Source organism: Flagellimonas sp. 2504JD1-5 (genome assembly GCF_053618295.1).
The window spans coordinates 449,754-476,011 of sequence record NZ_JBSIOU010000001.1; the positions used below are offsets into that span (position 1 = coordinate 449,754).

24 protein-coding genes are annotated in these 26,258 nt (G+C 40.2%); 20 read left to right on the forward strand and 4 right to left on the reverse strand.

Annotated elements, in window-relative coordinates; genetic code table 11:
- Positions 1-217 precede the first annotated feature (217 nt).
- From ACULLG_RS02010 to ACULLG_RS02030, 5 genes are all read left to right on the forward strand, one after another.
- On the forward strand, positions 218-727 hold the full coding sequence (locus ACULLG_RS02010; RefSeq protein WP_452125095.1) for a CAP domain-containing protein: 510 nt from the start codon (positions 218-220) through the stop codon (positions 725-727).
- Between the two features lie 108 nt (positions 728-835).
- Positions 836-1,378, forward strand: a complete 543-nt coding sequence (locus ACULLG_RS02015) for a 3-hydroxyanthranilate 3,4-dioxygenase (RefSeq protein ID WP_452125096.1) — start codon at positions 836-838, stop codon at positions 1,376-1,378.
- On the forward strand, positions 1,375-1,749 hold the full coding sequence (locus tag ACULLG_RS02020) for a DUF1304 domain-containing protein (protein ID WP_452125097.1): 375 nt from the start codon (positions 1,375-1,377) through the stop codon (positions 1,747-1,749). The genes ACULLG_RS02015 and ACULLG_RS02020 overlap by 4 nt, the downstream gene beginning before the upstream one ends.
- A gap of 73 nt (positions 1,750-1,822) precedes the next feature.
- Positions 1,823-3,376 (forward strand): L-piperidine-6-carboxylate dehydrogenase, encoded by a 1,554-nt coding sequence (gene amaB, locus ACULLG_RS02025; RefSeq protein ID WP_452125098.1) that lies wholly within the window; start codon positions 1,823-1,825, stop codon positions 3,374-3,376.
- 366 nt (positions 3,377-3,742) lie between these two features.
- The gene (locus ACULLG_RS02030; RefSeq protein WP_452125099.1) at positions 3,743-4,276 is read left to right on the forward strand and encodes a hypothetical protein; all 534 of its coding nucleotides are present in this window, start codon (positions 3,743-3,745) and stop codon (positions 4,274-4,276) included.
- On the opposite strand, the gene ACULLG_RS02035 is transcribed toward ACULLG_RS02030, so the two are convergent.
- On the reverse strand, positions 4,273-4,998 hold the full coding sequence (locus ACULLG_RS02035; protein ID WP_452125100.1) for a metallophosphoesterase: 726 nt from the start codon (positions 4,996-4,998) through the stop codon (positions 4,273-4,275). The two genes, ACULLG_RS02030 and ACULLG_RS02035, sit on opposite strands and share 4 nt — an antisense overlap.
- 128 nt (positions 4,999-5,126) lie before the next feature.
- On the opposite strand from ACULLG_RS02035, the gene ACULLG_RS02040 reads away from it, so the two are divergent.
- Together ACULLG_RS02040 and ACULLG_RS02045 are read left to right on the forward strand one after the other, a co-directional pair.
- Positions 5,127-6,074 (forward strand): carbohydrate kinase family protein, encoded by a 948-nt coding sequence (locus ACULLG_RS02040; RefSeq protein ID WP_452125101.1) that lies wholly within the window; start codon positions 5,127-5,129, stop codon positions 6,072-6,074.
- Positions 6,071-7,999, forward strand: a complete 1,929-nt coding sequence (locus tag ACULLG_RS02045) for an amylosucrase (protein ID WP_452125102.1) — start codon at positions 6,071-6,073, stop codon at positions 7,997-7,999. Before ACULLG_RS02040 ends, ACULLG_RS02045 begins: the two co-directional genes overlap by 4 nt.
- On the opposite strand, the gene ACULLG_RS02050 is transcribed toward ACULLG_RS02045, so the two are convergent.
- Both ACULLG_RS02050 and ACULLG_RS02055 read right to left on the reverse strand, forming a co-directional pair.
- Positions 7,996-9,132, reverse strand: coding sequence for a DUF5929 domain-containing protein (locus ACULLG_RS02050; RefSeq protein ID WP_452125103.1), 1,137 nt, complete (start codon positions 9,130-9,132; stop codon positions 7,996-7,998). The two genes, ACULLG_RS02045 and ACULLG_RS02050, sit on opposite strands and share 4 nt — an antisense overlap.
- Entirely contained in the window at positions 9,129-9,890 is a 762-nt protein-coding gene (locus ACULLG_RS02055) for an SDR family NAD(P)-dependent oxidoreductase (protein ID WP_452125104.1), read from the reverse strand. Before ACULLG_RS02055 ends, ACULLG_RS02050 begins: the two co-directional genes overlap by 4 nt.
- A 223-nt stretch (positions 9,891-10,113) precedes the next feature.
- Here ACULLG_RS02055 and ACULLG_RS02060 point away from each other — a divergent pair, with 223 nt between their 5' ends.
- From ACULLG_RS02060 to ACULLG_RS02120, 13 genes are all read left to right on the forward strand, one after another.
- Positions 10,114-11,115 (forward strand): AAA family ATPase, encoded by a 1,002-nt coding sequence (locus ACULLG_RS02060; protein ID WP_452125105.1) that lies wholly within the window; start codon positions 10,114-10,116, stop codon positions 11,113-11,115.
- A 91-nt stretch (positions 11,116-11,206) separates the two neighbouring features.
- Complete coding sequence (locus ACULLG_RS02065; RefSeq protein WP_452125106.1) at positions 11,207-12,073, forward strand: DUF58 domain-containing protein; 867 nt, start codon at positions 11,207-11,209, stop codon at positions 12,071-12,073.
- Positions 12,073-13,731, forward strand: coding sequence for a BatD family protein (locus ACULLG_RS02070; RefSeq protein ID WP_452125107.1), 1,659 nt, complete (start codon positions 12,073-12,075; stop codon positions 13,729-13,731). The genes ACULLG_RS02065 and ACULLG_RS02070 overlap by 1 nt, the downstream gene beginning before the upstream one ends.
- Positions 13,732-14,730, forward strand: a complete 999-nt coding sequence (locus ACULLG_RS02075) for a vWA domain-containing protein (RefSeq protein ID WP_452125108.1) — start codon at positions 13,732-13,734, stop codon at positions 14,728-14,730.
- Between the two features lie 3 nt (positions 14,731-14,733).
- Positions 14,734-15,780 (forward strand): VWA domain-containing protein, encoded by a 1,047-nt coding sequence (locus ACULLG_RS02080; protein WP_452125109.1) that lies wholly within the window; start codon positions 14,734-14,736, stop codon positions 15,778-15,780.
- Positions 15,761-16,651 carry a tetratricopeptide repeat protein gene (locus ACULLG_RS02085; RefSeq protein WP_452125110.1) on the forward strand — a complete coding sequence of 297 codons (891 nt, stop codon included), beginning with the start codon at positions 15,761-15,763 and terminating at the stop codon, positions 16,649-16,651. Before ACULLG_RS02080 ends, ACULLG_RS02085 begins: the two co-directional genes overlap by 20 nt.
- On the forward strand, positions 16,651-18,435 hold the full coding sequence (locus ACULLG_RS02090) for a BatD family protein (RefSeq protein ID WP_452125111.1): 1,785 nt from the start codon (positions 16,651-16,653) through the stop codon (positions 18,433-18,435). The genes ACULLG_RS02085 and ACULLG_RS02090 overlap by 1 nt, the downstream gene beginning before the upstream one ends.
- Complete coding sequence (locus tag ACULLG_RS02095) at positions 18,432-19,196, forward strand: tetratricopeptide repeat protein (RefSeq protein ID WP_452125112.1); 765 nt, start codon at positions 18,432-18,434, stop codon at positions 19,194-19,196. The genes ACULLG_RS02090 and ACULLG_RS02095 overlap by 4 nt, the downstream gene beginning before the upstream one ends.
- Before the next feature lie 63 nt (positions 19,197-19,259).
- Positions 19,260-19,571, forward strand: coding sequence for a hypothetical protein (locus ACULLG_RS02100; protein ID WP_452125113.1), 312 nt, complete (start codon positions 19,260-19,262; stop codon positions 19,569-19,571).
- Positions 19,572-19,669: 98 nt separating this feature from the next.
- Entirely contained in the window at positions 19,670-20,299 is a 630-nt protein-coding gene (locus tag ACULLG_RS02105) for a carbonic anhydrase family protein (RefSeq protein WP_452125114.1), read from the forward strand.
- A gap of 19 nt (positions 20,300-20,318) precedes the next feature.
- The gene (locus ACULLG_RS02110; RefSeq protein WP_452125115.1) at positions 20,319-22,172 is read left to right on the forward strand and encodes a SulP family inorganic anion transporter; all 1,854 of its coding nucleotides are present in this window, start codon (positions 20,319-20,321) and stop codon (positions 22,170-22,172) included.
- Between the two features lie 141 nt (positions 22,173-22,313).
- Entirely contained in the window at positions 22,314-23,333 is a 1,020-nt protein-coding gene (pheS, locus tag ACULLG_RS02115) for a phenylalanine--tRNA ligase subunit alpha (protein WP_452125116.1), read from the forward strand.
- A 238-nt stretch (positions 23,334-23,571) separates the two neighbouring features.
- Positions 23,572-24,867 carry an allantoate amidohydrolase gene (locus ACULLG_RS02120; RefSeq protein WP_452125117.1) on the forward strand — a complete coding sequence of 432 codons (1,296 nt, stop codon included), beginning with the start codon at positions 23,572-23,574 and terminating at the stop codon, positions 24,865-24,867.
- Between the two features lie 118 nt (positions 24,868-24,985).
- On the opposite strand, the gene ACULLG_RS02125 is transcribed toward ACULLG_RS02120, so the two are convergent.
- The gene (locus ACULLG_RS02125) at positions 24,986-26,140 is read right to left on the reverse strand and encodes a hypothetical protein (protein WP_452125118.1); all 1,155 of its coding nucleotides are present in this window, start codon (positions 26,138-26,140) and stop codon (positions 24,986-24,988) included.
- Between the last annotated feature and the right edge of the window lie 118 nt (positions 26,141-26,258).

The window sequence follows — 26,258 nt, forward strand, 5'->3', positions numbered from 1 at the left end:
GTAAAATACTTTTTTGGCACTATTTAAACGGTACGTTTTTCCCGATGAATGGAATTAGCTACGTCGTACTTTTTGGTACTTTAATGGAGTTTAGTGCAACTCAACGGATTAATTGAACCTCCCATGGAAATTTTATGGCTTAACCCCCTGCTCCCAATAGCTTAGGCAGCGAGAACACAGGGGAACTTAGAACACTCCCCGACAACCACCCCCGAAAATGAAAAAAATACGTTACACTTTTGTAGCCGTAGCATCGTTAATGATGTTATATGCCTGTAGTAAATCGACCCCTTTGGAGGAAGAAATTGATTTGACCGGGTCCAAATTGGTTATTGATGCTTCGGAACTGGAACAGCAAGTGTTGGATATGGTGAACGAGCATCGTTCATCAATCGGAGCTTCTGCATTGGTTTCAAGTCCTTCATCTTATAAATATGCGCAAGACCACAATGCTTATATGATTTCCAAAAATAAATTGAGTCATGATAATTTTGATGCCCGAGCTTCAAGCATTGCTTCTGAAATAGACGCTGTTGAGGTTGCAGAGAATGTAGCAAGGTTCTATTCATCTGCAGAGCTGGTTGTAGACGGGTGGCTTAAAAGCGCTTCGCATAAAGAGACCTTGGAAAAATCATTTACACATACCACTTTAAGTGTACAATTGGATAAAGAGGGAAGGCCTTATTTTACGCAAATATTCATGAAGGTAACATCGAACGTTCAATAATTTAGTTTTAATATTAGTGCTAAAAAGATCTGTAACTTGCAGGTCTTTTTTGTTAAAGGCTATGTGGCAAAAAAGGTTTTTTATACCTTTCACAAAATCATTTAAAAAATGCCCATTCAACCCCCTTTTAATCTTAATAAGTGGATAGAAGAAAACCGGGATAGTTTAAAACCTCCGGTCGGAAACAGAAATCTTTATAAAGATGCCGGGGATTATATTGTGATGATCGTAGCCGGACCAAACGCTCGCAAGGATTATCACTACAATGAGACCGAAGAGCTTTTTTACCAACTTGAAGGAAACATAGAAGTTCATATTCAAGAAGATCGCCAAAAAAAAACCATGAAATTAGGGCCGGGCGATATGTACTTGCATCCTGCCAAGGTCCCACATTCTCCGGTTCGGCATGAAGGTTCCATCGGTTTGGTAGTGGAAAGAAAACGGGCCGAGATGAATGTTGACGATGGTTTGCTTTGGTTCTGCGACAACTGCAATCATAAATTATATGAAGCCTATTTCACACTTCATGATATTGAAAAGGACTTTTTAGGTCATTTTGAACATTTTTATGGTTCGGAAGAACTCCGTACCTGTAACAATTGTGGCACCGTTATGCCCGTGGATAAACGTTTTATAGCAAAAAACCAATGATACTAATAACTGCAAAATTCTTTATTGTATTGGTTGCAATCTTGCACCTTTATTTTTTATGGTTGGAAATGTTTGCCTGGACCACCAAGGCCAAGAAAGTATTTCGCTCTTTTCCCGAAGATCTATTCGAACCGACCAAAACCTTAGCAGCCAATCAAGGGTTGTACAATGGTTTTTTAGCAGCTGGATTAATCTGGTCTTTATTGATCCAAAATCAAGAATGGCAGCTTTATGTGGCCTTATTCTTTTTAGGATGCGTTGCCATTGCTGGAATATATGGAGCGTTGACCGCTTCCAAAAAAATATTCACCGTACAGGCGCTTCCTGCATTGATAGGAATTGTGCTCTTGCTATTATCCCATTTCCTTTAAAAATCTTAGTTTCGCTCTCTCGTATTATTCGTAGTTTTGAAAAATATAACAATTCACAATTAAAAAGTTATAAATGTCAAAAATTGCAGCGGCTTTTGGAATAGCCGAAGCCCTAAAACAACTTGGGCTAACAGAAATAAATAACGGAACCTCAACAGGTTCGGAAAACTTTGGTTCAGGTGATATCATTGCGTCTTATTCTCCAGTGGATGGTGCCCTTATCGGTAAAGTAAAAACCACGACCAAAGAAGATTATGAAAAAGTGATGGATGCCGCCACCGCAGCTTTTGCAGAATGGCGTTTGGTTCCCGCTCCCCAAAGGGGAGAAATAGTGCGCCAATTTGGCGACAAACTTCGCGAACTAAAAGAACCTTTGGGAAAATTAGTTTCTTACGAAATGGGAAAATCCTATCAAGAAGGTTTGGGCGAAGTACAAGAAATGATTGACATCTGCGATTTCGCAGTTGGTCTTTCACGGCAATTGCATGGCTTGACCATGCACTCTGAAAGACCCGGACATAGAATGTACGAGCAATACCATCCTCTTGGCATTGTTGGTATTATTTCCGCCTTTAACTTCCCAGTTGCCGTTTGGGCGTGGAATACTGCACTTGCATGGATATGTGGTGATGTTTGTGTTTGGAAGCCTTCCGAAAAAACTCCAATGTGCGGGGTGGCTTGCCAAAATATAATTGCTGATATTCTAAAACAAAATAACCTTTCTGAAGGCATTTCTTGTCTTATCAACGGGGATTATAAGGTAGGGGAATATATGACCAATGACCGCAGAGTTCCCTTGGTTTCGGCCACTGGTTCCATTCGTATGGGAAAAATAGTTGCACAAGCTGTTGCGGCAAGATTGGGAAAATCCCTTTTGGAACTTGGTGGAAATAACGCCATCATTGTTACTCCTGATGCCGATATAAAGATGACCGTCATTGGTGCGGTTTTCGGTGCGGTAGGCACAGCCGGCCAACGTTGCACTTCTACCCGAAGACTTATTATCCATGAATCTATCTATAATCAGGTGAAGACCGCTATTACCGATGCTTACAAGCAGCTACGAATTGGTAACCCTCTTGACGAGAATAATCATGTCGGTCCGCTTATCGATACCGATGCAGTAAACATGTATACAAAAGCATTGGGAGAAGCCAAAAAAGAAGGTGGTAAGATTTTGGTTGAAGGAGGAGTATTATCTGGTGACGGCTATGAAAGCGGTTGCTATGTAAAGCCCGCCATTGTTGAGGCCGAAAATTCTTTTGAAATTGTTCAAGAAGAGACTTTCGCTCCCATTTTATATCTGTTGAAATATTCAGGAGATGTAGAAAATGCCCTTGCGCAACAAAACGGAGTGGTTCAAGGTCTTTCTTCAGCGATAATGACAAACAATCTTAGGGAAGCAGAACGCTTTTTATCAGCTTCAGGAAGCGACTGTGGTATCGCCAATGTGAATATTGGTACATCAGGAGCTGAAATTGGTGGAGCTTTTGGTGGTGAAAAAGAAACCGGTGGCGGACGTGAAAGTGGTTCGGATGCCTGGAAAATTTACATGAGAAGGCAAACCAATACCATAAACTACACAACAGAACTTCCGTTGGCCCAGGGAATTAAGTTTGACCTATAAAAGAAAAAGCCGCCTACTTTCGACGAACTTGAAAATAGGCGGTTTTATAAAACCAACTTAACTAACTCAAACTTAAATAAAAATTAAACCCTACTTCAATGCCGGAACTTCGTCGGGAGAAATAGGGTTCCTTACCTAATATATTTATCAAATTTCCACATAATATCCCTATTTCAAACAGGTCTTGGTATCACTGGTCATAAAAATTGTATGATTGGTTGCTTTTTGTGCATCATTAGTTAAGGTGCAATCCGTGGGGCCATTGGGTTTATTCTTAATAGGCTCACATTCTTGAGGTTAAACTCTTTTTTTTAGCATTTTTTTAATAATTTGTAGGGGCAGACAACTAACACTAACGCTATAAAAATGGATTTTGAGCATATAAATATTTGGTATTGGGCCCTTGTGATCTTAGTTGGATTAATGGGCGGAATTATTGGTTCTTATTGGGGAAAGGGGCAAAATTCTTCAAGTGAAGAAATAGAGGCACTGCAACAAGAGTGTGAAGACCTTAAAATGCAGTTGGAAGCTTGTCAAAAGCAGCAATCCCAATTAGTTGCCCCGTCAAAAATTGAGGCAACTGTAAAAGCAATTAAAGATGGGTTCAATGCCGAAGCAGCAAGAGCTGCATTCGGTAAAAAAATAAAAGAAGACGATCTCACTCTTGTAGAAGGAATTGGTCCTAAAATTCAGGGGTTATTCCATGGTTATGGCATCAAAACTTGGAAAGATCTTTCAGAGACTTCAACTGTGAAGTGCCAAGAGGTTTTAACTTCTGGAGGAAAAAGATACCGCATCCATGATCCTGCTTCATGGCCCATGCAGGCCAAAATGGCCTATAAAGGGCAATGGGAAGAGCTGGCTAAATGGCAAATCAAGCACAAATCAGGAAAATTCTAATTACGCCCGTTTTCCCCTGGATAAAAAATATGGACTGGGTCACTTTGCCAATATTCCTTCGTTTCAACATCCATTAGGGTTAGTTGGCCTTTAAAGGCCGCTCCCGTATCAATATTCCAAACATTGGCCCCTTTTTTGGGAACCGAAATTGTTTTCTTAGAAATTGGTGTATGACCGATAAATATCTCTTTGTAATGTGTCAACCTTTTTGGAAAATTAGGGTCTTCGGGTTCCAACAATGGGTCTAAGGCCCTTGCCAATTCCCACAGTGTACGATCCCAATAGAACAGCTGGTCAAAATATTCATATTCAACTCCTTTTAAATTGGTATATCCAGCATGCAAGTAGAGTCGATTGTCCTTATCCAAAAAATAATTCTGTAACCCGGCATAGAATTCAAGATGCGAATCCCAATTTTTCCTTTGGGCATTCAGGTAGGAGTCTCGCGTTGCAGTCCCACCGTGTGCAAGCCACTGCGGATTTTCCTCTTTTGTCAACAACCAATGCCTGCAAAGTTCATCATGATTCCCTCGGATAAAGGTACAGTTGTGGGTCTTATCCAATTCAATTAAAAAATCTACAGTTTCCACAGCTGTGCTCCACCCATCTACATAATCTCCCAAAAATATAAGATGGTCCCCGGGTTCAACCCTTGCCTTTACCAAAAGTTGTTCAAATGCCCTTATGCCTGAATGCATATCCCCGATAACTAATGTCCGCATGTAGTTTTTTTTGCAATGATAATTACAAAGGAAGTGCAATATGACAAATTAATGTAAAGTTTAAAGTACTTCGTTTTTTTGGTTCTGGTATAATTTTCTATGTACATTGTAGTATTCCAATCAAAAAAATGAAAAAAGTATTCTGTGTAGGGGAGTTGTTGATTGATTTTGTAGCTGAAAAACAGGGCAGCGACCTGTCAAAAGCAATTACATTCACAAAAAAAGCTGGCGGCGCCCCCGCCAATGTAGCTTGTGCCATCTCTAAACTTGGTGGAGCAAGTTTTTTTATAGGCAGTGTGGGCAATGACCCTTTTGGTCAATTTTTACTAAACGTTCTCAAAGCGCAAAGAGTAGATGTTTCAATGGCCCAAACCAGCGACACCTTTACCACTTTGGCATTTGTTTCCCTGGCAGAAGATGGAGAAAGAGACTTTGTGTTCAATAGGGGGGCAGACAGGGAATTGACCTATGACCCAGCACTTCGGAAAAATTTTAAAGGCAATTTGATGCATTTGGGTGCGGCAACCGCCCTTTTGGGTGGTGATTTGGAAAAAACCTATGGCAAGTATTTGTTTGATGCCTTGACCAAGGAAATGTTCATCAGTTTTGATCCCAATTTTAGACAGGATTTATGGAAAGGCAATGAGCAGCAGTTTATTAAGAAATGTATGCCATTTGTTGAAAAATCCCACCTGTGCAAATTCAGTTTGGAGGAAGCCCAAATTCTCTCCGGGAAACAAGATGTGCACGAAGCCTGTGAAACACTTCATGATATTGGGGCCCAAATTATCACAGTTACTTTAGGTAAAGAAGGGACCTTATTAAGTTTGGACGGTTTAAAAACAATGGTACCCAGTATTTCCGTAAAACCAGTAGACACAACTGGTGCTGGCGATGCATTTATTGGATGTCTTTTATACCAAATAGCCAATTTGGATAATTTTGACCAAGTACTGGAGAATCATGATCTGTTGGTTAAAATGGTTGAAAAAGCCAACAAGGCAGGAGCTATAACCACAACAAATTATGGAGCGATTGTGGCGCTACCCACCAAATCCGAACTGGAGGCCTTATGAACCAGGCAAGTTTACATAGGTTGCTGGCCTCTAAGGGCAAAAAGAAAGGCCCAAAAGAACTTTTCGAGCTTCGCTTGGCTTCAAACCTAGGTTTAATACAGCGATTGTTTCATCAACTTTATCCGACAGAGCAAGCTTCAAGCAATCCATTTCAAAAGCTACTTTTGTTGCTTCCCAAACTTTTTGATACTAGGTCTGATCAGTTGAAAATCCAAGACATCAATCGTCTTGAGCACGGTAATTGGTATCAATCTGAAAAAATGGTGGGCATGCAGCTCTATGTGGAGCATTTTAATAAAGATTTGAAGGGGCTCCAATCCAAATTACCCTACTTAAAAGGTTTGGGCATCAATTTGTTGCATTTAATGCCCATCACCGACCGGCCAAAAGGTGAAAATGATGGAGGTTATGCTGTCAATAAATATTATGGTGTGGCAAAGCGGTATGGGTCATCCAAAGATCTTTTAAATCTTACTCAAGAACTCCGAAGACAGGAGATGTTCTTAATGTTGGATTTTGTGGTCAACCATACCTCCAACGAGTATCCGTGGGCGAAAAAGGCCAAGGCAGGAAATAAAAAATATCAAAATTATTATTACACCTACTCCGATGATACGGTTCCAAAAGAATTTGAAAAATCATTGCCGGAGGTGTTTCCAGAAACTTCCCCAGGAAATTTCACCTATGACCCTGAAATGAAAAAATGGGTCATGACCGTTTTCAATAGTTATCAATGGGATTTAAACTATGCCAACCCAGATGTGTTTTTGGAAATGCTTACCAATTTGGTCAAAATGGTCAACCAAGGAGTAGATGTGGTACGTTTTGATGCTTTGGCTTTCCTTTGGAAAAAAATGGGCACCATTTCACAGAACCTTCCCGAGGCCCACTTGTTGATTTCCTTATTTAAAATGTGCCTTCAAACCATAGCTCCAGGTGTAATTTTTTTGGCGGAAGCTATTGTCGCCCCCACGGAAATTGTAAAATATTTTGGAGAAGGCGCTAGAGAAGGCAATGAATGTGAAATTGCATATAATGCCTCATTGATGGCCCTCTTATGGAATTCTATCGCCACCAAAAAAACATTGTTGCTGTACAAAAGCCTTACCAATGTACCCATCAAACCCAAAGACTGTACTTGGATAAATTATATTAGATGTCATGACGATATTGGTCTAGGATATGAAAATACGTTCATCGAACAAGTTGGGTGGAATCCCCAGATGCATCGAAAATTCTTGTTGGATTATTATTGTCAGCGGTTGAATTGGTCCACGTCTACAGGGTTACTTTTTATGTATAATCCAAAAACAGGAGATGGAAGAATAACCGGAAGTGCAGCTTCATTATTGGGATTGGAAATGGGTCTGGAAAAAAAAGATCCTAATCTGGTCAAGGAGTCCATTTCCAAAATTATATTGCTCCATGGCATTATCTTGTCGTATGGTGGAATTCCCTTAATTTATGCAGGAGATGAGATAGGCGCACTCAATGACTACTCATTTTTGGAAGATGCCGCTAAAAAAGATGACAGTAGATGGGTCAATCGCCCTAAACAAAATTGGGATGTTGTTTCACGTTTGAAAGATCAAAAACTTCCACAATCACAAATATTCCATGCCATAAAAAAATTGACGGCTATCCGAAAAAGACATCCCGTTTTTGCCGACAACAATAATCTCATCATCCATTATACAGGAAATGACCATGTTTTTGCCTTTGAACGAACAGGAAATTCGGAAAGTTTATTGGTTTTAGCCAATTTTGATGAGAAAGAACAGGTTGTGCAGTCACGATGGATTACCAAATTGGGATATTTTACAGAGGGAGAGCCAAAAAACTTGGTGTCTGATGATATGATAACTCTTAATAGTGGACTGTTGAAATTAGGGCCATATGACTTATTATGGTTGTTAAAAAACTAGTTATAGCGCACCTTTCTAAGTATTCGTAATGATTCTTTTAAAGAACGATATACCTTTTTATGGTTCGCTTTTAATATTGGTCTTGCCCGCTCCAATTGCTCCTTTGCCTCTTCAAATCCGTTTAGATAGCAAATGAGATATGTGGCTGGCAAGTGGTTCAAATCCTCGACCTCGGTTTTGTTCAGTTCAATCCTTTTTTCTAGCTTTTGTACAATTGAATTATTGGAATTAAGTACATGGTGCAAGGTCTTTCTGTCGTATTGGGGAGGTTCAAAAACCAATTTGCTATCAATACTATACTTTCCATTTTCAAAAAAGGTGATCACCATTTCTTCCAACGGGTAATATTTTTGTTGTGCGCCCAATCCTAATTGCACAAATTCCATCATGCTAAACGAATCTTCATTGTAGGTAATTGTAATTTCATCCAATGCAGAGTAAAACAGTTTTACCTGTTCATTGATCAGTTCAATGTCTACCCTAGAATAATAAATTTTATCCTTTATGGTTTTCTTGTTCCCTGCCCAACACACCACAAATTGTTCCTTAAAAACTTTATAATCACTAGTTAAATCGGCATGCCTAGTGTTGATAAAATTGATTACTGCATCCAAAGTCAATTCAATATTGTTTCGGGCATGCTGTTCAATAGTTGCAACAGCTTCTGAGTTGATGTCCTTCAGCTCAATATCAAATGCTTTCGGAAGACTGATGCTTCCCTCCCTAAAAAACACCGCTCCGCCATAGTACTTCCAGATGTTTTTTCGAAGAGCACATACCTTACCATTGGATTTAATGGTCACCAGCCCCACAACCTTACCTTCGGGCAAATGCGGAAATGGGATGTTTTCGTAAGAAATAATAGGAGGGTTATCCAGATAGGCGTTCACCAAGTTTTGAATCTTACTGTCGTCAAAGAAATCAACCCCAACAATTTCATTGTCGGCATCTTCAACTCCAATAACAATGAAGGAGTTATTCTTGGGATTACTGTTGGCCAATGCGCAAACGTGTTTTAAAAATTTGGCCTTGCCCTCCTTTTCACCAATGGAAATAAAACGCTTTTTGTCATAAAAACTGTTTTCGTCATTATGTGCCAAAAGATTTTTTACCAGCAAGCGTTTATTGATCATGGTTCCTTCTTCACAATGGTACTGCTAGCCTGGGCCGTTGGCATCACAACCAAATCGGCAATGTTCACATGATACGGTCGGGTTATGGTAAAATGGATGATTTCGGCGATATCCTCAGGTCGTAATGGTTGATACCCTTGATATACTTTTTCGGCCTTACCTGAATCTCCCTTGAATCGTACATCACTAAATTCAGTTTCCACTAAACCGGGGTTGATTGCTCCTACCCTGATTCCATGTTCGTTCAAATCGATGCGCATTCCCTGATTAATGGCATCCACAGCATGTTTGCTTGCACAATATACGTTGCCTTTGGGGTAAACTTCTTTTCCCGCCGTTGAGCCAATATTGATAATATGTCCTGCTTTTCGCTCCACCATTTGAGGCAAAATAGCTTTAGAAACATAAAGTAACCCCTTTACATTGATATCCAACATCGCATCCCAATCGTCGGTGCTTCCTTGGTCTATAAAATCCAACCCGTGTGCATTTCCCGCATTATTGATCAAGATGTCTATTTGTGAAAAATCTGGAGGGAGGCCTTCAATTGCTTGATGCACCGCTTTTTTATCCCTAACATCAAAATTCAAAGTTTGGACATTCGCGGTTTTGCCGAATTGTTCTTTTAAAATAACGAGCCTACTTTCTCTTCTACCGCACAAAATCAAATTAAATCCATGTTTTGCGAGCAGTTCGGCTGTAGCTTTGCCTATTCCGCTTGTCGCCCCAGTAATAAAGACTGTTTTTTTCTTGTTCATTCTTATGTTTTCAATGGAACACTAGAATCTAGCTATATTTCTTGAATAATTATGCGTATGTTGCAGATTGAGTGAAAATATAAAATTAAACCCTTAAATCCTTCACAAAACTGGGGGTTCAGCGTTTTTTTTAACCATTAATTAACAGGTGAATTTTAAATAAATTTTCATTTTGCACTTCTTAGAAAAACACTGACATTAACGTATTACAATTATAATTTGTATGGAAGAAAACACTACTATTGATATTAGTGCTGTGAATGAAAAAATCGCCAAGGAAAGTGCTTTTATTGACCTCCTTACACATGAGATGAACAAGGCCATTGTTGGTCAGAAACATATGGTGGAACGCTTGCTCATCGGTCTTTTGGGAAAAGGCCATATTTTGTTGGAGGGTGTTCCTGGGCTTGCAAAAACCCTGGCAATCAATACACTGGCCAAAGCGGTAAAAGGTGATTTTAGCAGAATTCAGTTTACACCGGACCTGTTGCCAGCAGATGTGGTCGGAACCTTGATCTATAATATGAAGGAGAATGATTTCTCCATTAAAAAGGGGCCTATTTTTGCAAATTTTGTTTTGGCGGATGAGATTAACCGAGCTCCAGCTAAAGTGCAATCGGCCCTACTTGAGGCCATGCAGGAAAAGCAAGTAACCATTGGGGATGAAACTTTTAAATTGGAAGCTCCATTCTTGGTAATGGCTACCCAAAACCCTGTAGAGCAAGAAGGGACCTATCCATTACCCGAGGCACAAGTTGACCGTTTTATGCTGAAAACGGTAATTGATTATCCAAAAATGAACGAAGAGCAGTTGATTATCCGACAAAATTTGGGTAAATCTAACGAGCCCGTTAAACCTGTGGTTACCTTAAAACAAATTTTGAGTGCCCAGGAAGCCGTACAGGATGTTTACATGGATGAAAAAATTGAAAAATACATTTTGGATTTGGTATTCGCTACCCGTTATCCGGAAAAATATAATCTTGAAAATTTAAAACCCCTAATCAGTTTTGGTGCCTCTCCACGAGGAAGCATCAATTTGGCTAATGCCTCGAAATGCTATGCTTTTATTAAAAGAAGAGGATATGTTGTCCCAGAAGATGTCAGAGCGGTAGTTCATGATGTGCTAAGGCACCGTATTGGGATAACCTATGAAGCCGAAGCTGAGAACATCACTTCAGAAGAAATCATAAATAAGATTGTAAACGAGGTAGAGGTACCTTAAAATCAATGTGTAATTAACAATGGACAATTGACCAAAGGGCTCAAAAGCCTAATGTGAAGAATTGAACATTGTAAAATTGTTAATTGAACACATGGATACAAAAGAGCTACTTAAGAAAGTTCGTAAAATTGAGATAAAGACAAGACGTCTTTCCGACCATATTTTTGGTGGGGAGTACCATTCTACCTTTAAAGGTAGGGGTATGACCTTCAGTGAAGTTCGCCAATACCAGTTTGGCGATGATGTTAGAAGCATCGACTGGAACGTAACCGCCAGATACAACGAACCTTATGTAAAAGTCTTTGAGGAAGAACGTGAACTCACCATGATGTTGATGGTCGACGTAAGTGGGTCAGAGCTCTTTGGAACGGCAAATCAATTCAAAAAAGAGGTCATTACCGAAATTTCGGCCACCTTGGCTTTTTCGGCCATGCAGAACAATGATAAAGTGGGCTTAATCCTATTTTCTGATGAGGTAGAACTCTTTATTCCACCAAAAAAAGGAAAAAGTCATGTGCTTCGGATTATTAGGGAACTCTTGGAGTTTTCACCAAAAAGTAGTGAGACCAATATTGCCGAAGCCCTAAAGTTCTTGACCAATGTGATGAAAAAAAAGGCCATTGTCTTTGTCCTCTCAGATTTTATTGCTGATGATTATGACAACACCCTACGCATTGTGGGAAACAAGCATGATGTAACTGGTATCAGAATCTTTGATGAACGGGAAGAATCCATTCCGAATTTAGGTATGGTACAAATGCAAGACGCAGAAACTGGATTGCTTCAGTTAGTAAATACACGTTCCAAAAAAGTACGCAATGCCTACGGTAAGTTCCATCAAGATAAAGTGGACTACTTTCAAGATTCATTTACAAAATCCGGGTCGGGGATAATCCATTGCAGAGTGGATGAAAGCTACGTGAAAAAATTGTTGGGCTACTTTAAACGAAGAGGATAATGGAAGTTGAAAGTCTAAAGTTAAAAGTTAAAAGTGCGAAAAACTGTGTGGCAATTGTCATTGCAATTTTTCTATTACCTTTTGTTGGATTTTCACAAGACGATTCCAAAGTTTCTACGCAAATTGATACCACCTCCATTAAAATTGGAGAACAAATTCAATACACCATAACGGTTGAAACAGATTCGTTGAATATTGTCCATTTCCCAGAGGGACAAACATTCTCACCCTTAGAGACTGTAGAGGCCATCATGAAGGACACCATTAAGAACAAAAACAAGGTTACACTTCAAAAAGTATATGCCCTTACACAATTCGATAGCGGTGCCTATACCATTCCACCACAGCGTATCGCTATAAACGAACAACCTTTTTACACAGATTCTTTCCATATAAAAGTGGCCGACGTGGTGGTTGATACCACCAAACAGAAAATGTTCGACATAAAACCGTTGATCCAGGTGGAAAAAAGCTATGCCAAAATGTGGCTGTGGATTCTTATTATCTTGTTGTCCCTTTTAATAGTTGGTGGACTGATCTATTGGTTCTTTCTACGAAAGAAGCCGTTGACAGAGGAAGAAAAAGAAGCTTTATTGCCCCCTTACGATCGTGCGCTGTTAGAGTTAAAACGCTTGGAAAACTCTAGATACCTTATCCAAGATGAGTATAAAAAATATTACTCAGAGCTTACCGACATTGTGCGCTCATATTTGGAAGAGGACGTACATGTTTCCGCCTTGGAAAGTACAACAGGGCAATTGATCACCAAATTGGAAATGCTGAAAGATGCGGGTGAGCTTAAATTGGAGGATGAGACCATAATCCAATTTCAAAAAATATTGGAAACTGCCGATTTGGTTAAGTTTGCCAAATCAAAACCGCCTACTTCCACTGCAGAGGAAGACAGAAAAATGGTAGAGCAGATCGTGGTCAAGACCCACGATGCACTTCCAGAACCCACCGAAGAGGAGCTAATGTTGACCGAGGAATATCTGGAAGAGCTTGCCAAGAAAAAACGGCGTAAAAAGATTTATTGGGCAGCGGCCATCTTTGCAGGAATGCTGTTTTTGGGAGGGGCCTTTTCTGTAGCATACTATGGCTTTAAGGAAGTGAAGGACACTGTAATTGGGCATCCCACAAAAGAGCTTTTAGAAGGAGAATGGATTGCAAGTTCATACGGTTATCCCCCCATAGATCTGGAAACTCCCGATGTGCTTGTTCGACAGGAGGTAGAATTACCACAACAGATTTTGGACAGCATCCAAGACATGCAAACCTTTACCTATGGAAGTTATATTCAACATTTGTCAATAAGTAGCACCTCTGTAATCTTCAAGAACAATCAGAGTAATCCCGATTTTGAAGGTGCCATTGGTTCCGCGCTGGGTATTTTTGAGCAGGTGGGCATTAAAAATATTATAACCAAACAGGAAGAATTCACTACTAAATCAGGTGTTGCAGGAGTTAAAATGTTTGGTTCCGGGAATTTTAAAAATCCGACAACGCAAAAATCGAAACGATTGAAATACAACATTCTTTTATTCGGTGGTCAAGGGTTTATTCAGCAGATAGCATTGACCTGGGAAGATGGGGATGATTATGCCGAGAAAATAGTCACAAGAATATTGAGTTCATTGGATGTAAAAACACAAGTATAGATGTTTGAAAATATAGAATTCGCAAACCCACAGTTTTTTTGGTTGCTCCTATTGCTTCCGGTGGCTCTGCTATGGCATTTTTTCAAACGGAAAGAGCAATCGGCCTCTTTAAAAATATCCAGTATCAAAGGATTTACGGTAGGCAGTCTGGCTGCTAAACTTAAACCGCTGTTGTTTGTGCTCCGTCTTTTGGCTTTGGCTGCCATTATCACAGCTTTGGCCCGACCACAGACCGAAGATATCTCAACCCGAACCAAAACCACAAAAGGAATAGATATTGTCATGGCTATCGATGTCTCTTCAAGCATGCTCGCCAGGGATTTAAAGCCAAACAGACTTTCAGCATTAAAGGAAGTCGCTGGAGATTTTATCAAACAACGGCCCAATGATCGCATTGGACTGGTTGGTTACGCCGGAGAAAGCTATACCAAAACCCCAATTACCAGCGATAAATCTATTGTTTTAAACGCCCTTCGTGAAATATCGTATGGCGAACTGGAGGACGGCACCGCAATCGGTATGGGCTTGGCCACTTCGGTAAACCGATTGAAAGAGAGTAAGGCGATTAGCAAAGTTATTATTCTTTTAACAGATGGTGTCAATAATTCTGGTTTTATTGAACCCTCAACCGCTTCGGATTTGGCCGTTGAGTTTGGGATTAAAACCTACACCATTGGACTTGGAACAAATGGCAATGCACTATCCCCAGTGGCCTATAAAAGAGATGGGACTTTCCGATACGGCATGCGCCAAGTAGAAATCGATGAGGAATTGCTCAAAGAAATTGCTAAAGTAACTGGCGGAAAATATTTTAGAGCGACCGACAATGAGAAGTTGGAAGAAATTTATGATGAAATCAACAAGCTCGAAAAAACCGAGATTGAAGAATTCAAATACTATAAATACGAAGAAAAGTTTAGACCTCTTATTTTATTGGCGGGAGTTTTATTATTGTTGGAATGGGGGTTGAGAAACTCAATTTTTAAAAGTTTTATATAATCTATGATTCAGCTTGACGAAAAAGCATATTTCTATTTGTTGGCCATCATTCCGGTAATGGCCCTGGCTTTTTTCTTTCTTCAAGTTTGGAAAAAAAAGACACAGCGTCAGTTTGCCGATGCCAAATTGCTGAGGCGATTGGCTCCAAATAAGTCCATTTTCAAATCCGCGCTGAAATTGATTTTTCTTTTGTTGGGGCTCACTTTTCTCATTCTGGGATTGGTCAACCCAAAAATTGGCACAAAATTGGAGACAGTTAAACGTGAAGGGGTTGATATTGTATTTGCGGTAGATGTTTCAAAAAGCATGCTGGCCGAGGATATTGCTCCCAACCGCTTGGAAAAGGCAAAAAGATTGGTTTCGGAAATCATCAACCAACTGGCCAGCGACCGAATTGGAATTATAGCTTACGCTGGGCAAGCCTACCCGCAGTTGCCCATAACAACGGACTACGGAGCTGCAAAAATGTTTTTGCAGAGCATGAACACCAATATGCTGTCCTCCCAAGGAACCGCTATCAATGCAGCTATAGATTTGGCAAGTACCTATTATGATGATGCCGAGCAGACCAATAGAGTACTGTTTATTGTATCAGATGGCGAAGATCATTCAGAAAGCTCTACCATTGATGCCGTGGAATATGCCACACAAAACGGAATCCGTGTTTTTACAATTGGTGTAGGAAAACCTAAAGGAGCTCCAATCCCAATCAAAAGAAATGGTGTGGTCGAAAGTTTGAAAAAAGATAATCAAGGAGAAGTGGTCATTACCCGTCTCAATGAAACTATTCTATCTGAAATAGCCAAAGAAGGGAATGGGGAATATATTGATGGAACCAATACGGAAATGGCGGTTGAATATATCAAAGAACAATTGAACCAGATGGACAAAAAAGAGTTCGAGGCCAAGCAGTTTGCTGAATATAAGGACCAATTTCAATGGTTCTTAGGCATAGGTCTTTTATTTTTATTTTTGGATGTTTTCCTTCTGGATAGAAAAACACGATGGTTGAAAAAGCTAAATCTTTTTAATGAACACGATGAAGCATAGCATAAGATTGATGTTCGCCGTGCTGATTTTCTTTGGACTAGCTGCACGAGCACAAGATGATAAAGCGGCCAAGGAAGCTCAACGGGCATTGCAGAGTTCTACCGATCTTACCTATGAAGCCAACAAGGAGCTTACAGCCAATGATTTTCCAACAGCTGAATCCGATTACAGAAGGGCCATATCAAAAAGCGGTGAAAACACCGTGGCCCCTTTTAATCTAGGAACTGCATATTACAATAGGGAAAGTTACGGTGAGGCATTTGGAAGATTTAAGCAGACAGGTGAGAAAAGTACCAAAAAGCCCCAAAAACATAAAGCCTATCATAATTTGGGTAATGTGCTCATGAAAAAGAAGGATTACCAACAAGCAGTGGATGCTTACAAGCAAGCCTTACGCAACAATCCAAATGACGATGAGACCCGTTACAATTTGGCCTTGGCCAAAAAGATGTTGGAAAAACAGCAAAACGAACAAAACAACCAAAACCAGGACAACAAAGACAATCAGGATCAACAAGATCAGAAAGACCAAAACCAGGATCAAAATAACGAGGGCGATAAGGAGAAAGAAAATGAAGGTGAGCAAAATGAAGATGAGAACAAGGATAAAGGAGATGAGGGTGATAATGGAGAAAATAAGCCTGAGGAAAACCAAGAAGGGGACGGAGATAAAAAGAAAGAACAGGAAAAAAAGCCTCAAGAAGGTGATCAACCCGAAGAGCAAAAACAGCAACCAAGACCCAATCAACTTTCAAAACAACAGATTCAAAATCTGTTAGAAGCCATGCAAAACGAGGAAAAAAAGGTGCAAGAAAAGATGGAAGCGAGAAAAGTAAGGGGCAAAAAAATCAAAAACGAGAAAGATTGGTGATGAATAATTCTTGGGGCAAATTATTGATACTTCTACCTATGTTCCTTTTGTTGGGAACCTACTCCCATGCACAGGAGGGTGAGGTTTCTTTTGAAATGAAACTGAGCAAGGAAAAATTGGGCATCAATGAGCGTCTTCGAGTGGAATTTACAATGAACAAGGATGGAGATAATTTTAATCCTCCTCCTTTTGAAGGCTTTAAAGTGGTCATGGGGCCTTCACAATCCATAAGTTCCTCTTGGGTAAATGGAAAGCGAAGTTTTTCAAAGTCATATTCCTATATATTGGTGCCAACCGCCAGAGGTAAGTTCAGTATAAAACAAGCCACTATAGAAATTGATGGTGAAACCTATAAAACCTTGCCGAAAGCCGTTGAGGTCACTGCAGCAGTGGACAAACCCAACGATTCCAAAACCGTTGATGACATTGCTGATGAAAATCTTCATTTGGTAGCCGAAGTTTCCAAATCCAATCCATACCTCAACGAAGCCGTCACGGTGATTTACAAGTTATATGTAAGTCCTAATATAAGCGTGACCAATTATCGTCCGTTGGACAACCCGAAGTACAACAATTTTTGGAGTCAGGATATTCCTGTAACAAAACATACCGCCCAAAATGGCACCTACAAAGGTAAGCCCTACCGTTATGTGGTTTTAAAAAGGGTGGTGCTCTATCCCCAAAAATCTGGAAACTTGGAAATAGAACCGCTTTCCCTAGAGATTTTTGTCGATGTCCCTACAAATCGTCGCGACTTCTTTGGTGGCCGAATTTATAAGCAAGCAAGTAAAACAGTTTCAGCCGGAAGGCGGACCTTATCGGTAAAAGCACTTCCAGAGGCAGGAAAACCTGCCAATTTTGGAGGCGCAGTCGGGGATTTCGAATTTGCGGTATCCGCCAGCAAGAAACAATTAAATGCCTCAGAATCATTGCAAGCTATCGTAGAAGTAAAAGGAAAAGGAAATTTGAAACTTTTTCAATTACCTGAACCCGAGTTGCCAAGCGCACTTGAAGTCTACGAACCAGAATATGACGAGAAAGTGCGAACACTCAGTACGGGAATGGAAGGAAAGGTTACCAACAATTATACTATTGTGCCGGCTTACAGGGGCAAGTATCCTATTCCAAGTATTTCGTTCAGTTATTTCAATCCAAAAGCAAAAAAATATGTTACTCTGAACTCGGAGGAAATAAACATAGAGGTTTTGGAGGGGCCCGTTGGATCTACTTCAGATAACAGTGTAGCTTCCAATACCAACAAACAATTTGTTGTTCCCACTGGCAAGCAGTTTCATTTTATAAAGATCAAGCCCAACCTTACTAAGATGGAAACCAAATACTTTTTTGGTTCAAACAAGTTTTATCTTTTGCTTTTTGCCCCTTTGTTGCTGATTCCAATCGCCGTTTTCTCATTCAAGAAAAGAGAGGCCATTGCAAGTGATGTTGTTGGCAACAAAATAAAAAAGGCCAATAAACTGGCCAGAAAGTATCTTTCCACCGCAAAGAAAGAACTGGGGAATAAAGAAGCTTTCTATGTAGCTTTGGAAAAAGGACTCCATAATTATCTTAAGGCCAAATTAAAGATTGAAACCTCTGAATTCAGCAAAGAGAAAATAACAGATATCCTAACGGAAAAAGGTGTGGATTCAACCTATACAGAAGGCTTTATAAGCTTGCTCAAAAATTGCGAAATGGCCCGTTACAGCCCATTTTCAGATGTTCAAATGCAAAACGATTATGACAAAGCAAGTGAAGTAATCTCCAAAATGGACAAACAATTATGAGCATGAAAAAATTGGTTCCCCTAATTTGTTTTTTCTCCTTCTATTTTGGATTGGCCCAAAACACTGCGCTTTTCAATCGAGCTACCGACCAATATAACAGCGGAGAGTATTCAAAAGCTATAGAAAATTACCAGCGAATTCTAGAGAGTGGAGAACATTCTGCTGAGTTATATTTCAATTTGGGAAACTGTCATTATAAACTTAACGCTATTGGCCCAAGCATTTATTATTATGAAAAAGCCCTTTTATTAAAACCAAACGATAGTGAAATACTGAACAATTTGAGCTACGCACAAAACATGAGGCTTGATGCTGTTGAGGAAATGCCCAAGACTGAAATAGCAAAGGCCTATGAAAGCCTTGTCAACTTTTTCTCTTTTGACCAATGGGCTTATTTGGCTGTCTCATTGATCGTTCTGTTTGTTCTTGCCTATCTGGCCTATTTCTTTTTTCGCTACGCTACGCATAAGCGTATTGCCTTTATCACGAGTGTTTTTTCATTGATTTTGGGTGTAGTATGTGTGTTATTGGCCTATTTGCAGTATCAAGATTTTGAAAATGACAATCCCGCTATCATTTTCAGCAAGGAGGTCAAAGTTACTTCCGAACCCAACACAAATAGCGAAGCGGTCTTTACATTGCACGAAGGAACAAAAGTCAATGTTCTGGAAAGCTTTAACGATTGGAACAAAATCCGAATTGCCGATGGACAAACAGGTTGGATGCTTCGCAATAATCTTAAGCCCTTAAAGGATTTTTAGAAGTTCTTTAACACTAATTCTTCGTTCTACGTTTATTTTTGTTTTTTTGCTTAAAACTACAACTTGCTTAAAACTATCGCCTTTCCCTTTATTGCCCTAGTGCTCATATTTTCAATATTGGCACCTTCCTTTATTCCTTTACTTGATAAGGATTGTGAGGTTGTCGCCATTGCCGACCCAGGGGAGGAAGAAAATAACCAAGAAAAGGAGTCAGAGAAAAAAATTGACGAGAAGGATTTGTTTGTGACTTACTTATCTCCTTCCCATCATTTCGGGGAACAAGGCAGTAAGCTTGAGGTTTTAGGATATTTGTTCGCCAATTCGGATTTTAAAGAGGATATCCTCCTTCCCCCTCCCGAAGGTCATTTTACCTAATATCGTCATTGGTCCATCAATTCAGTGGCCTATTACTTTATAATCACATTTACATTCGTTTAACCAACATACCTTTGGTATGTAAATACTATAATATTATGATTTCAAAAACATTGGATAAAGCCACTCAATCTTCATTGACCCCAGAGTCAGTTCTTGAAGATTTAATGACCGGAAATAATCGATTCACAGCCAGCAAAATGGAGACCAGAGCGTATCAGGCACAACGCGAAAGCACAGTAGCAGGACAATTCCCCAAAGCAGTGGTCTTGTCTTGTATCGATTCCCGTGTCCCTGTTGAAACCGTATTTGACCAAGGAATTGGAGATGTTTTCGTAGCGCGTGTGGCGGGTAATTTTGAAAATACCGATATCTTGGGGAGTTTGGAGTATTCCTGCAAAGCAGCTGGAAGTAAGCTTGTTCTTGTTCTTGGCCATGAAGCCTGTGGTGCTGTAAAAGCAGCTTGTGACGGTGTGGAACTAGGCAACATTACTTCAATGCTAGGTAATATTCTGCCCGCTGTAAAGCTCTCTTCGGAGCAGGTTGATGGCGAAGCAAATTCTTCAAATGCCGAGTTCGTTGCAAAAACTGTGGAGAACAATGTCAAATTGACCATAGATCGAATTCGTGAAAAAAGTCCAATTCTCAAGGAAATGGAGGATAATGGTGAAATAAAAATTGTGGGAGGTGTCTATTCCCTTTCCACCGGTGCAGTAACCCTAGTTTAATAATTCAAAATCACTTATCATGTTTAAACATTTTAGAGGAGATTTATTTGGTGGTATCACCGCAGGTATTGTTGCATTGCCCTTGGCACTTGCATTTGGTGTAAGTTCAGGTTTAGGTCCAAGTGCTGGACTTTACGGTGCTATTTTCATAAGTTTTTTCGCTGCACTTTTTGGAGGAACCAACACGCAGATTTCAGGGCCTACAGCGCCAATGACCGCTGTAAGTATGGTGATTATTGCTGGAATTTTAGCCGTAAATGATGGAGATGTTGCCAAAGCGCTTCCCATAATTCTGGCTGTTTTTCTCTTGGCCGGATTAATGCAGATCGGATTGGGTCTCATAGGTCTGGGAAAATATATTAAATATATTCCCTACCCTGTGGTCTCTGGGTTTATGACAGCAATTGGTGTTATTATTCTGGTAACTCAAATTTTACCTGCTGTTGGTTACTATCCAAAAGAAGATGCCGAATATGTAAGCCAGTTCAAGGCCCAAGCCGAAGAAGAAATTCTCGAAAATATCTTAAAAGAAGAAGCTGGAGAAGGTATTCTGGTATTGGAAGATTTTGAGGAAACCATTGAAAGAGCTAGCAAAATCACTCCTGCCGACATGCAAAAAGAAGCCAAGACTTTGGCGGGAAAAGATGCCTCTGGGGTTTTAGGGACAATAAAAGTTCTACCACGTGCCCTGCAAAATGTCAATTGGTTGGAGTTGGGACTGGCCTTGGCCACCATCATTATTATTTATGGCTTTAAACGCATAACCACTGCTGTACCAAGTACACTTGTAGCATTGATTGTTGTATCGGGAGTAGCCGTTGGATTTGGCATGGATTATCGTCCCATTGAACAAATTCCAGAAGGACTTCCAATTCCACAACTCGAGATTTTTACGGAATTTAAACTATCAGCACTGACCCCATACATATTTACTGCACTTACACTTTCGCTTTTAGGAGCAATTGACTCATTATTGACTTCGGTTGTAGCAGATAATATGACCCAGACCAAGCACAAGCCAAACAAAGAATTGGTAGGACAAGGGATCGGTAATAGTATCGCAGCCGTATTTGGGGGAATCCCAGGTGCCGGTGCTACCATTAGAACCGTAGTTAATATCAACTCTGGAGGTAAAACACGTTTGTCCGGTATGATTGCCGGTATACTTTTACTTGTCATTTTATTGGCGCTTGGGCCCATTGCCTCCCAAATTCCTGCAGCTGTTTTAGCAGGAATCTTGGTAACTGTAGGTATTGGGGTTATGGACTACAAAGGATTAAAAGCTATCCCATATTTGCCCAAAGACATCAAACTAGGCCCATTAAAGTTGAGTTCAGAAGTAATCATTATGCTTACAGTTTTGGTACTTTCTTCTATTTGGAACCTTGTATATGCGGTGGGCATTGGATTGGTAATCGCATCATTGATGTTCATGAAGAAAATTGGTGACCTTACCGCTAAGAGATCCGATGTGAAACCTTTGAAGGAGGAGCTTTGGGCCGATGAGAAAAATTTCCCTGCCCGGCTTAGAGAGGAAGTCTTTATCAAACACATTAAAGGACCTTTGTTTTTTGGTTCAACAAGTGATTTTCAGCAATTGGCAGAGCAAATTCCAGATACAGCATCAACAGTCGTCATCAGATTAGATCGTATGCAGTATATGGATCAGTCCGGCTTGTATGCCATGGAAGATGTGTTACAGGATTTGAACAAAAAGAATATCAAGGTTTTATTTGTGGGTCTTCTTGATCAACCCAAATACATGATGGAACGTATTGATATCATACCCGATTTGATTCCACGAGAGGATATTTACGAAGAATTCCAATCCTGCATGGACTGGATCAAGGAAAACATCGAAGATACCCATTAACAATTTTTAGGCTCAATACCGGGCATTTGCACTGATCAGTGCAAATGCCCGGTATTTTTTTAATTAAATCGAGCAAATACCCCCCATTGACCATATTCAATCACAATTTGCTAAATTTGTCGGCCAATAGCGCAACCGATAATGATTGATACTATTAAAGAACACTTGGTCGAAGTTGAAAAGTTTGTTTCAACCTCCAAAGACGAAATAGAGACTTTCCGAATTAAATATTTGGGAAAGAAAGGTCTTTTGAACACCTTCTTCGCCGAGTTCAAAAACGTACCAAATGAACAAAAGAAAGAATTTGGTCAAATCATCAACCAACTCAAAGGCGCTGCTACCGAAAAAGTAAACACCCTCAAAGCCTCGCTTGAAAATCAGGCTGATGCTATTGGGAAATACGGTGATTTAACACGCCCCGGGGAGCCCATCGCACTGGGCGCAAGACATCCTATTTCCATTGTAAAGAATCAAATCATCGACATTTTTTCCCGAATAGGTTTCAACGTCTCTGAAGGTCCTGAAATAGAGGATGACTGGCATAATTTTACAGCCTTAAATTTACCAGAATACCATCCGGCAAGGGACATGCAGGACACCTTTTTTATTCAGACAGATCCCGATATTTTATTGCGCACACATACCTCTTCGGTACAAGTTAGGTATATGGAAGAAAACAAACCGCCAATCCGAACCATATCCCCTGGAAGGGTATACCGTAACGAGGCTATTTCAGCGCGTTCGCATTGTTTTTTCCATCAGGTGGAAGGGCTTTATGTAGATAAGAATGTTTCTTTTGCTGATTTAAAACAAACGCTGCAATATTTCACATCGCAAATGTTTGGAAAATCAAAAATAAGACTTCGTCCATCCTATTTCCCGTTTACAGAACCTAGCGCAGAAGTTGATGTCTATTGGGGATTAGAAACTGAGGCGGATTACCGCATGACCAAAGGTACGGGTTGGTTGGAAATTATGGGATGCGGAATGGTTGACCCAAATGTGCTGAAAAATTGCGACATCGACCCAGAAGAATACTCTGGTTTCGCCTTTGGAATGGGAATTGACCGAATTGCCTTGCTCCTACACCAAATTTCGGATATCCGCTTATTGAGTGAAAACGATGTGCGGTTTTTGGAACAGTTTAAATCTGCCCTTTAAATACCTGTTTCTGGTTATATTTATCGCAAGTTCGATTTATGACATCATAAAATATCAATTTTCAATCTATTTATAAATTTGTCAGGTCGAGTGTCATCTTGAGCTTGTCGAAGGGCGAGACCTATTAAAAGGTTTATTCTAGAGACTTCTTGACAGCGCTCGAAGTGACACTTTCAGTTTTTACATTGAATCCTTGTTAATTAAGTTGACGGGGTTAATTTACTTTAATACTACTTGTATGATCTATCGTTTCCTCATATTGTTTGTTTCCATCGGAATGGGATTTACCCACGCACAAAAATCAAATATAAAAGTCAATCAAAATCGACTTGAAAACCGAATCTTTGAACTAGCAAAATTTGGACTCCAAGCAAATGGTGAAACCGAAAGAGTTGCTTTTAGCGATGCCGATATCGAAGCTCGGAAGTGGATTATTGAAACGTTGGAAAAACAGGGTCTGGATGTGTCCATTGACCTCGCAGGAAACATTGTAGCCTTAAGAAAAGGAACAGAAAAGAATGCCAAACCCATCTCTTTTGGTTCCCATATTGACCGTGTTCCAAATGGAGGCAACTATGATGGTTGTGTAGGTTCCATGGCAGCTTTGGAGGTTATTGAAAGCCTGAATGAGAACAATATAAAGACCAAACATCCGCTGGAGGTCATTATTTTTTCGAATGAAGAAGGTGGGGTTATGGGCAGTCGGGCCATGTCGGGCCATTTGGGAAAAGGTGCTCTGGAGGTGGTGAATTCCACCGGATACTCCATGGGGGAAGGCATAGTACGATTGGGTGGTGACACAACCAGATTGGCCGAGGTACAACGGAAAAAAGGAGACCTTGCCGCTTTTTTGGAACTTCATATTGAGCAGGGTGCAATTCTTGAAAAAGAAAACCTGGATATAGGAATTGTGGAAGGGATTGTTGGACTACGTTGGTGGGATGTAGTTTTCACTGGTTTCGCGAACCATGCCGGCACCACACCTATGAACGCAAGGCAAGATGCTTTATTGGCGGCAGCCAAATTTGTAGTTGCCGTAAACGAAATCACCAACAGCTTTGAAGGCGCCCAAGTTGGAACCGTTGGAAGGATAAAGGCAGAGCCTGGAGCCCCCAATGTTATTCCCGGAAAGGTCGTAGCAAGTTTGGAAATTCGGGATCTATCTTCTGAAGTAATTGAAAAAGTATTTAAGGCCATTAAGAAAAAGGCGGAAGAAATTGCCGCTGTATCCAATATTTCCATTGAATTCAGGCGGTTGGATACCACTGCGGCACCTGCCTTGACTGATCCCGTGATTCAAAAGGAAATTGAAAAATCCTCTTCAGAATTGGGACTTACTTTTAAGTATATGCCCAGTGGGGCTGGACATGATGCCCAAGATATGGCCACCATAGCTCCCACGGGAATGATTTTTGTTCCGAGCAGAGGAGGTATAAGCCATTCGCCAAAAGAGTTCACCTCTGCCGAAGATATGGCCAATGGAGCCAATGTTTTGCTTCGGACAATTTTGGCGTTGGACAAAAAATTGAATTGATCTTATTTAGCCTCTTAATATGGAGAGGTTACAAAACAAATTACATGTCTTTATGGTTTTGAGAAAATAAAAAGAGGGGCATATGCCCCCCTTCCTTCGTAACACCAATGCCCTTCTTTTAATTGAAGCACATATCTTCCAATTCGATGAACTCCTCATCGCTGTTAATTTCTTTTTTGGATCCGTCCTCCAACAAGATGTTTATTGGGTAAGCAATGTCAAAATAGTCCTCTTCGCCGAGTTGATCCAAAAATGAATCAAATTCCTCATCGTTGTTGACGGTTGTGGTTGTTGCTTCTTCATTCTTTTTAAGGTTGATGGGATAGGTGATGTCATAGCAAATTTCACCTTCATTTATAAAACAGTCCTCAAAAGCACTTTCCATTTCTTCCTCTGAAGTTATACTTCTTTCGGTTCCATCCTCGTATACGATATCGATAGGGTATTTGAGCTGTCCATCTTCATCATCTTCCAAAGAAACATAGAAATCGATTAATTCGTCCTCAGAGCTCACTTGCGTTTCCCCTGAATTGGATATTACCGTAATGGGAAACTTAATTTCGAAACACTCGAAATCATCATGCCCCTCAAAATCGTCAAATCCATAACAATCCAAATAAATGGCGTCAAACTCATCATCATTCTGTACGGTAACTTTGCTTCCATCTGTTGCAAGTGTCACCGTAAAAGGATAGACAAATTCTGGAGATGCGTCCTCAGGCAGATTTAAATAGAAGTTGTCGAAATCCGTTTCACCATTGATAACGGTCTCTGTTCCCAGCCCATCCGACACCGCAATTGGAAAATCGAAGGCAAAACACTCTTCTTCTCCAAAACACTCCGCATAGGCGCTGTCAAGTTCCTCGACATTTGCAATGCTTTTTTCGGAACCATCCTCATAACGTACGGTAATAGGATACACCATGGGATCATTTTCTTCAAAAAAATCTTCGGGTAAGGAATCATAAAAATCCCATAATTCTTCTTCACTATTTACTGTGCGCTCATTGTTATCGGCATCCTTCACAGTTATTGGGAATACATATTCAAAACAATCATACGCTGCTATACATTCGGAAGCAAGGTTTTCATCGCTTGTACTTGGGGTTTCTGAATCATCCCCGACCGCCTGGGCAGCGACCTGTTTCAATCGTTGTTTAATATTCGTCTGTTCTGGTTTTGCTCCTGGGGAATCTTCTTCCTTATCGCAAGAAACCATAAACAGGGTTAGGCAACACAACGCTACTACACTTTTGCTAATTGACTTAATCATACTTTTTCAATTTAAATTTTGTTAGACATACTAGCACAACAGGTGTCTTATTGATTACCCTATTTTTTTGCGGTTTTTATTTCTGTTTTCGTTTTAAGGCAGCCTTCGGCCACAACCG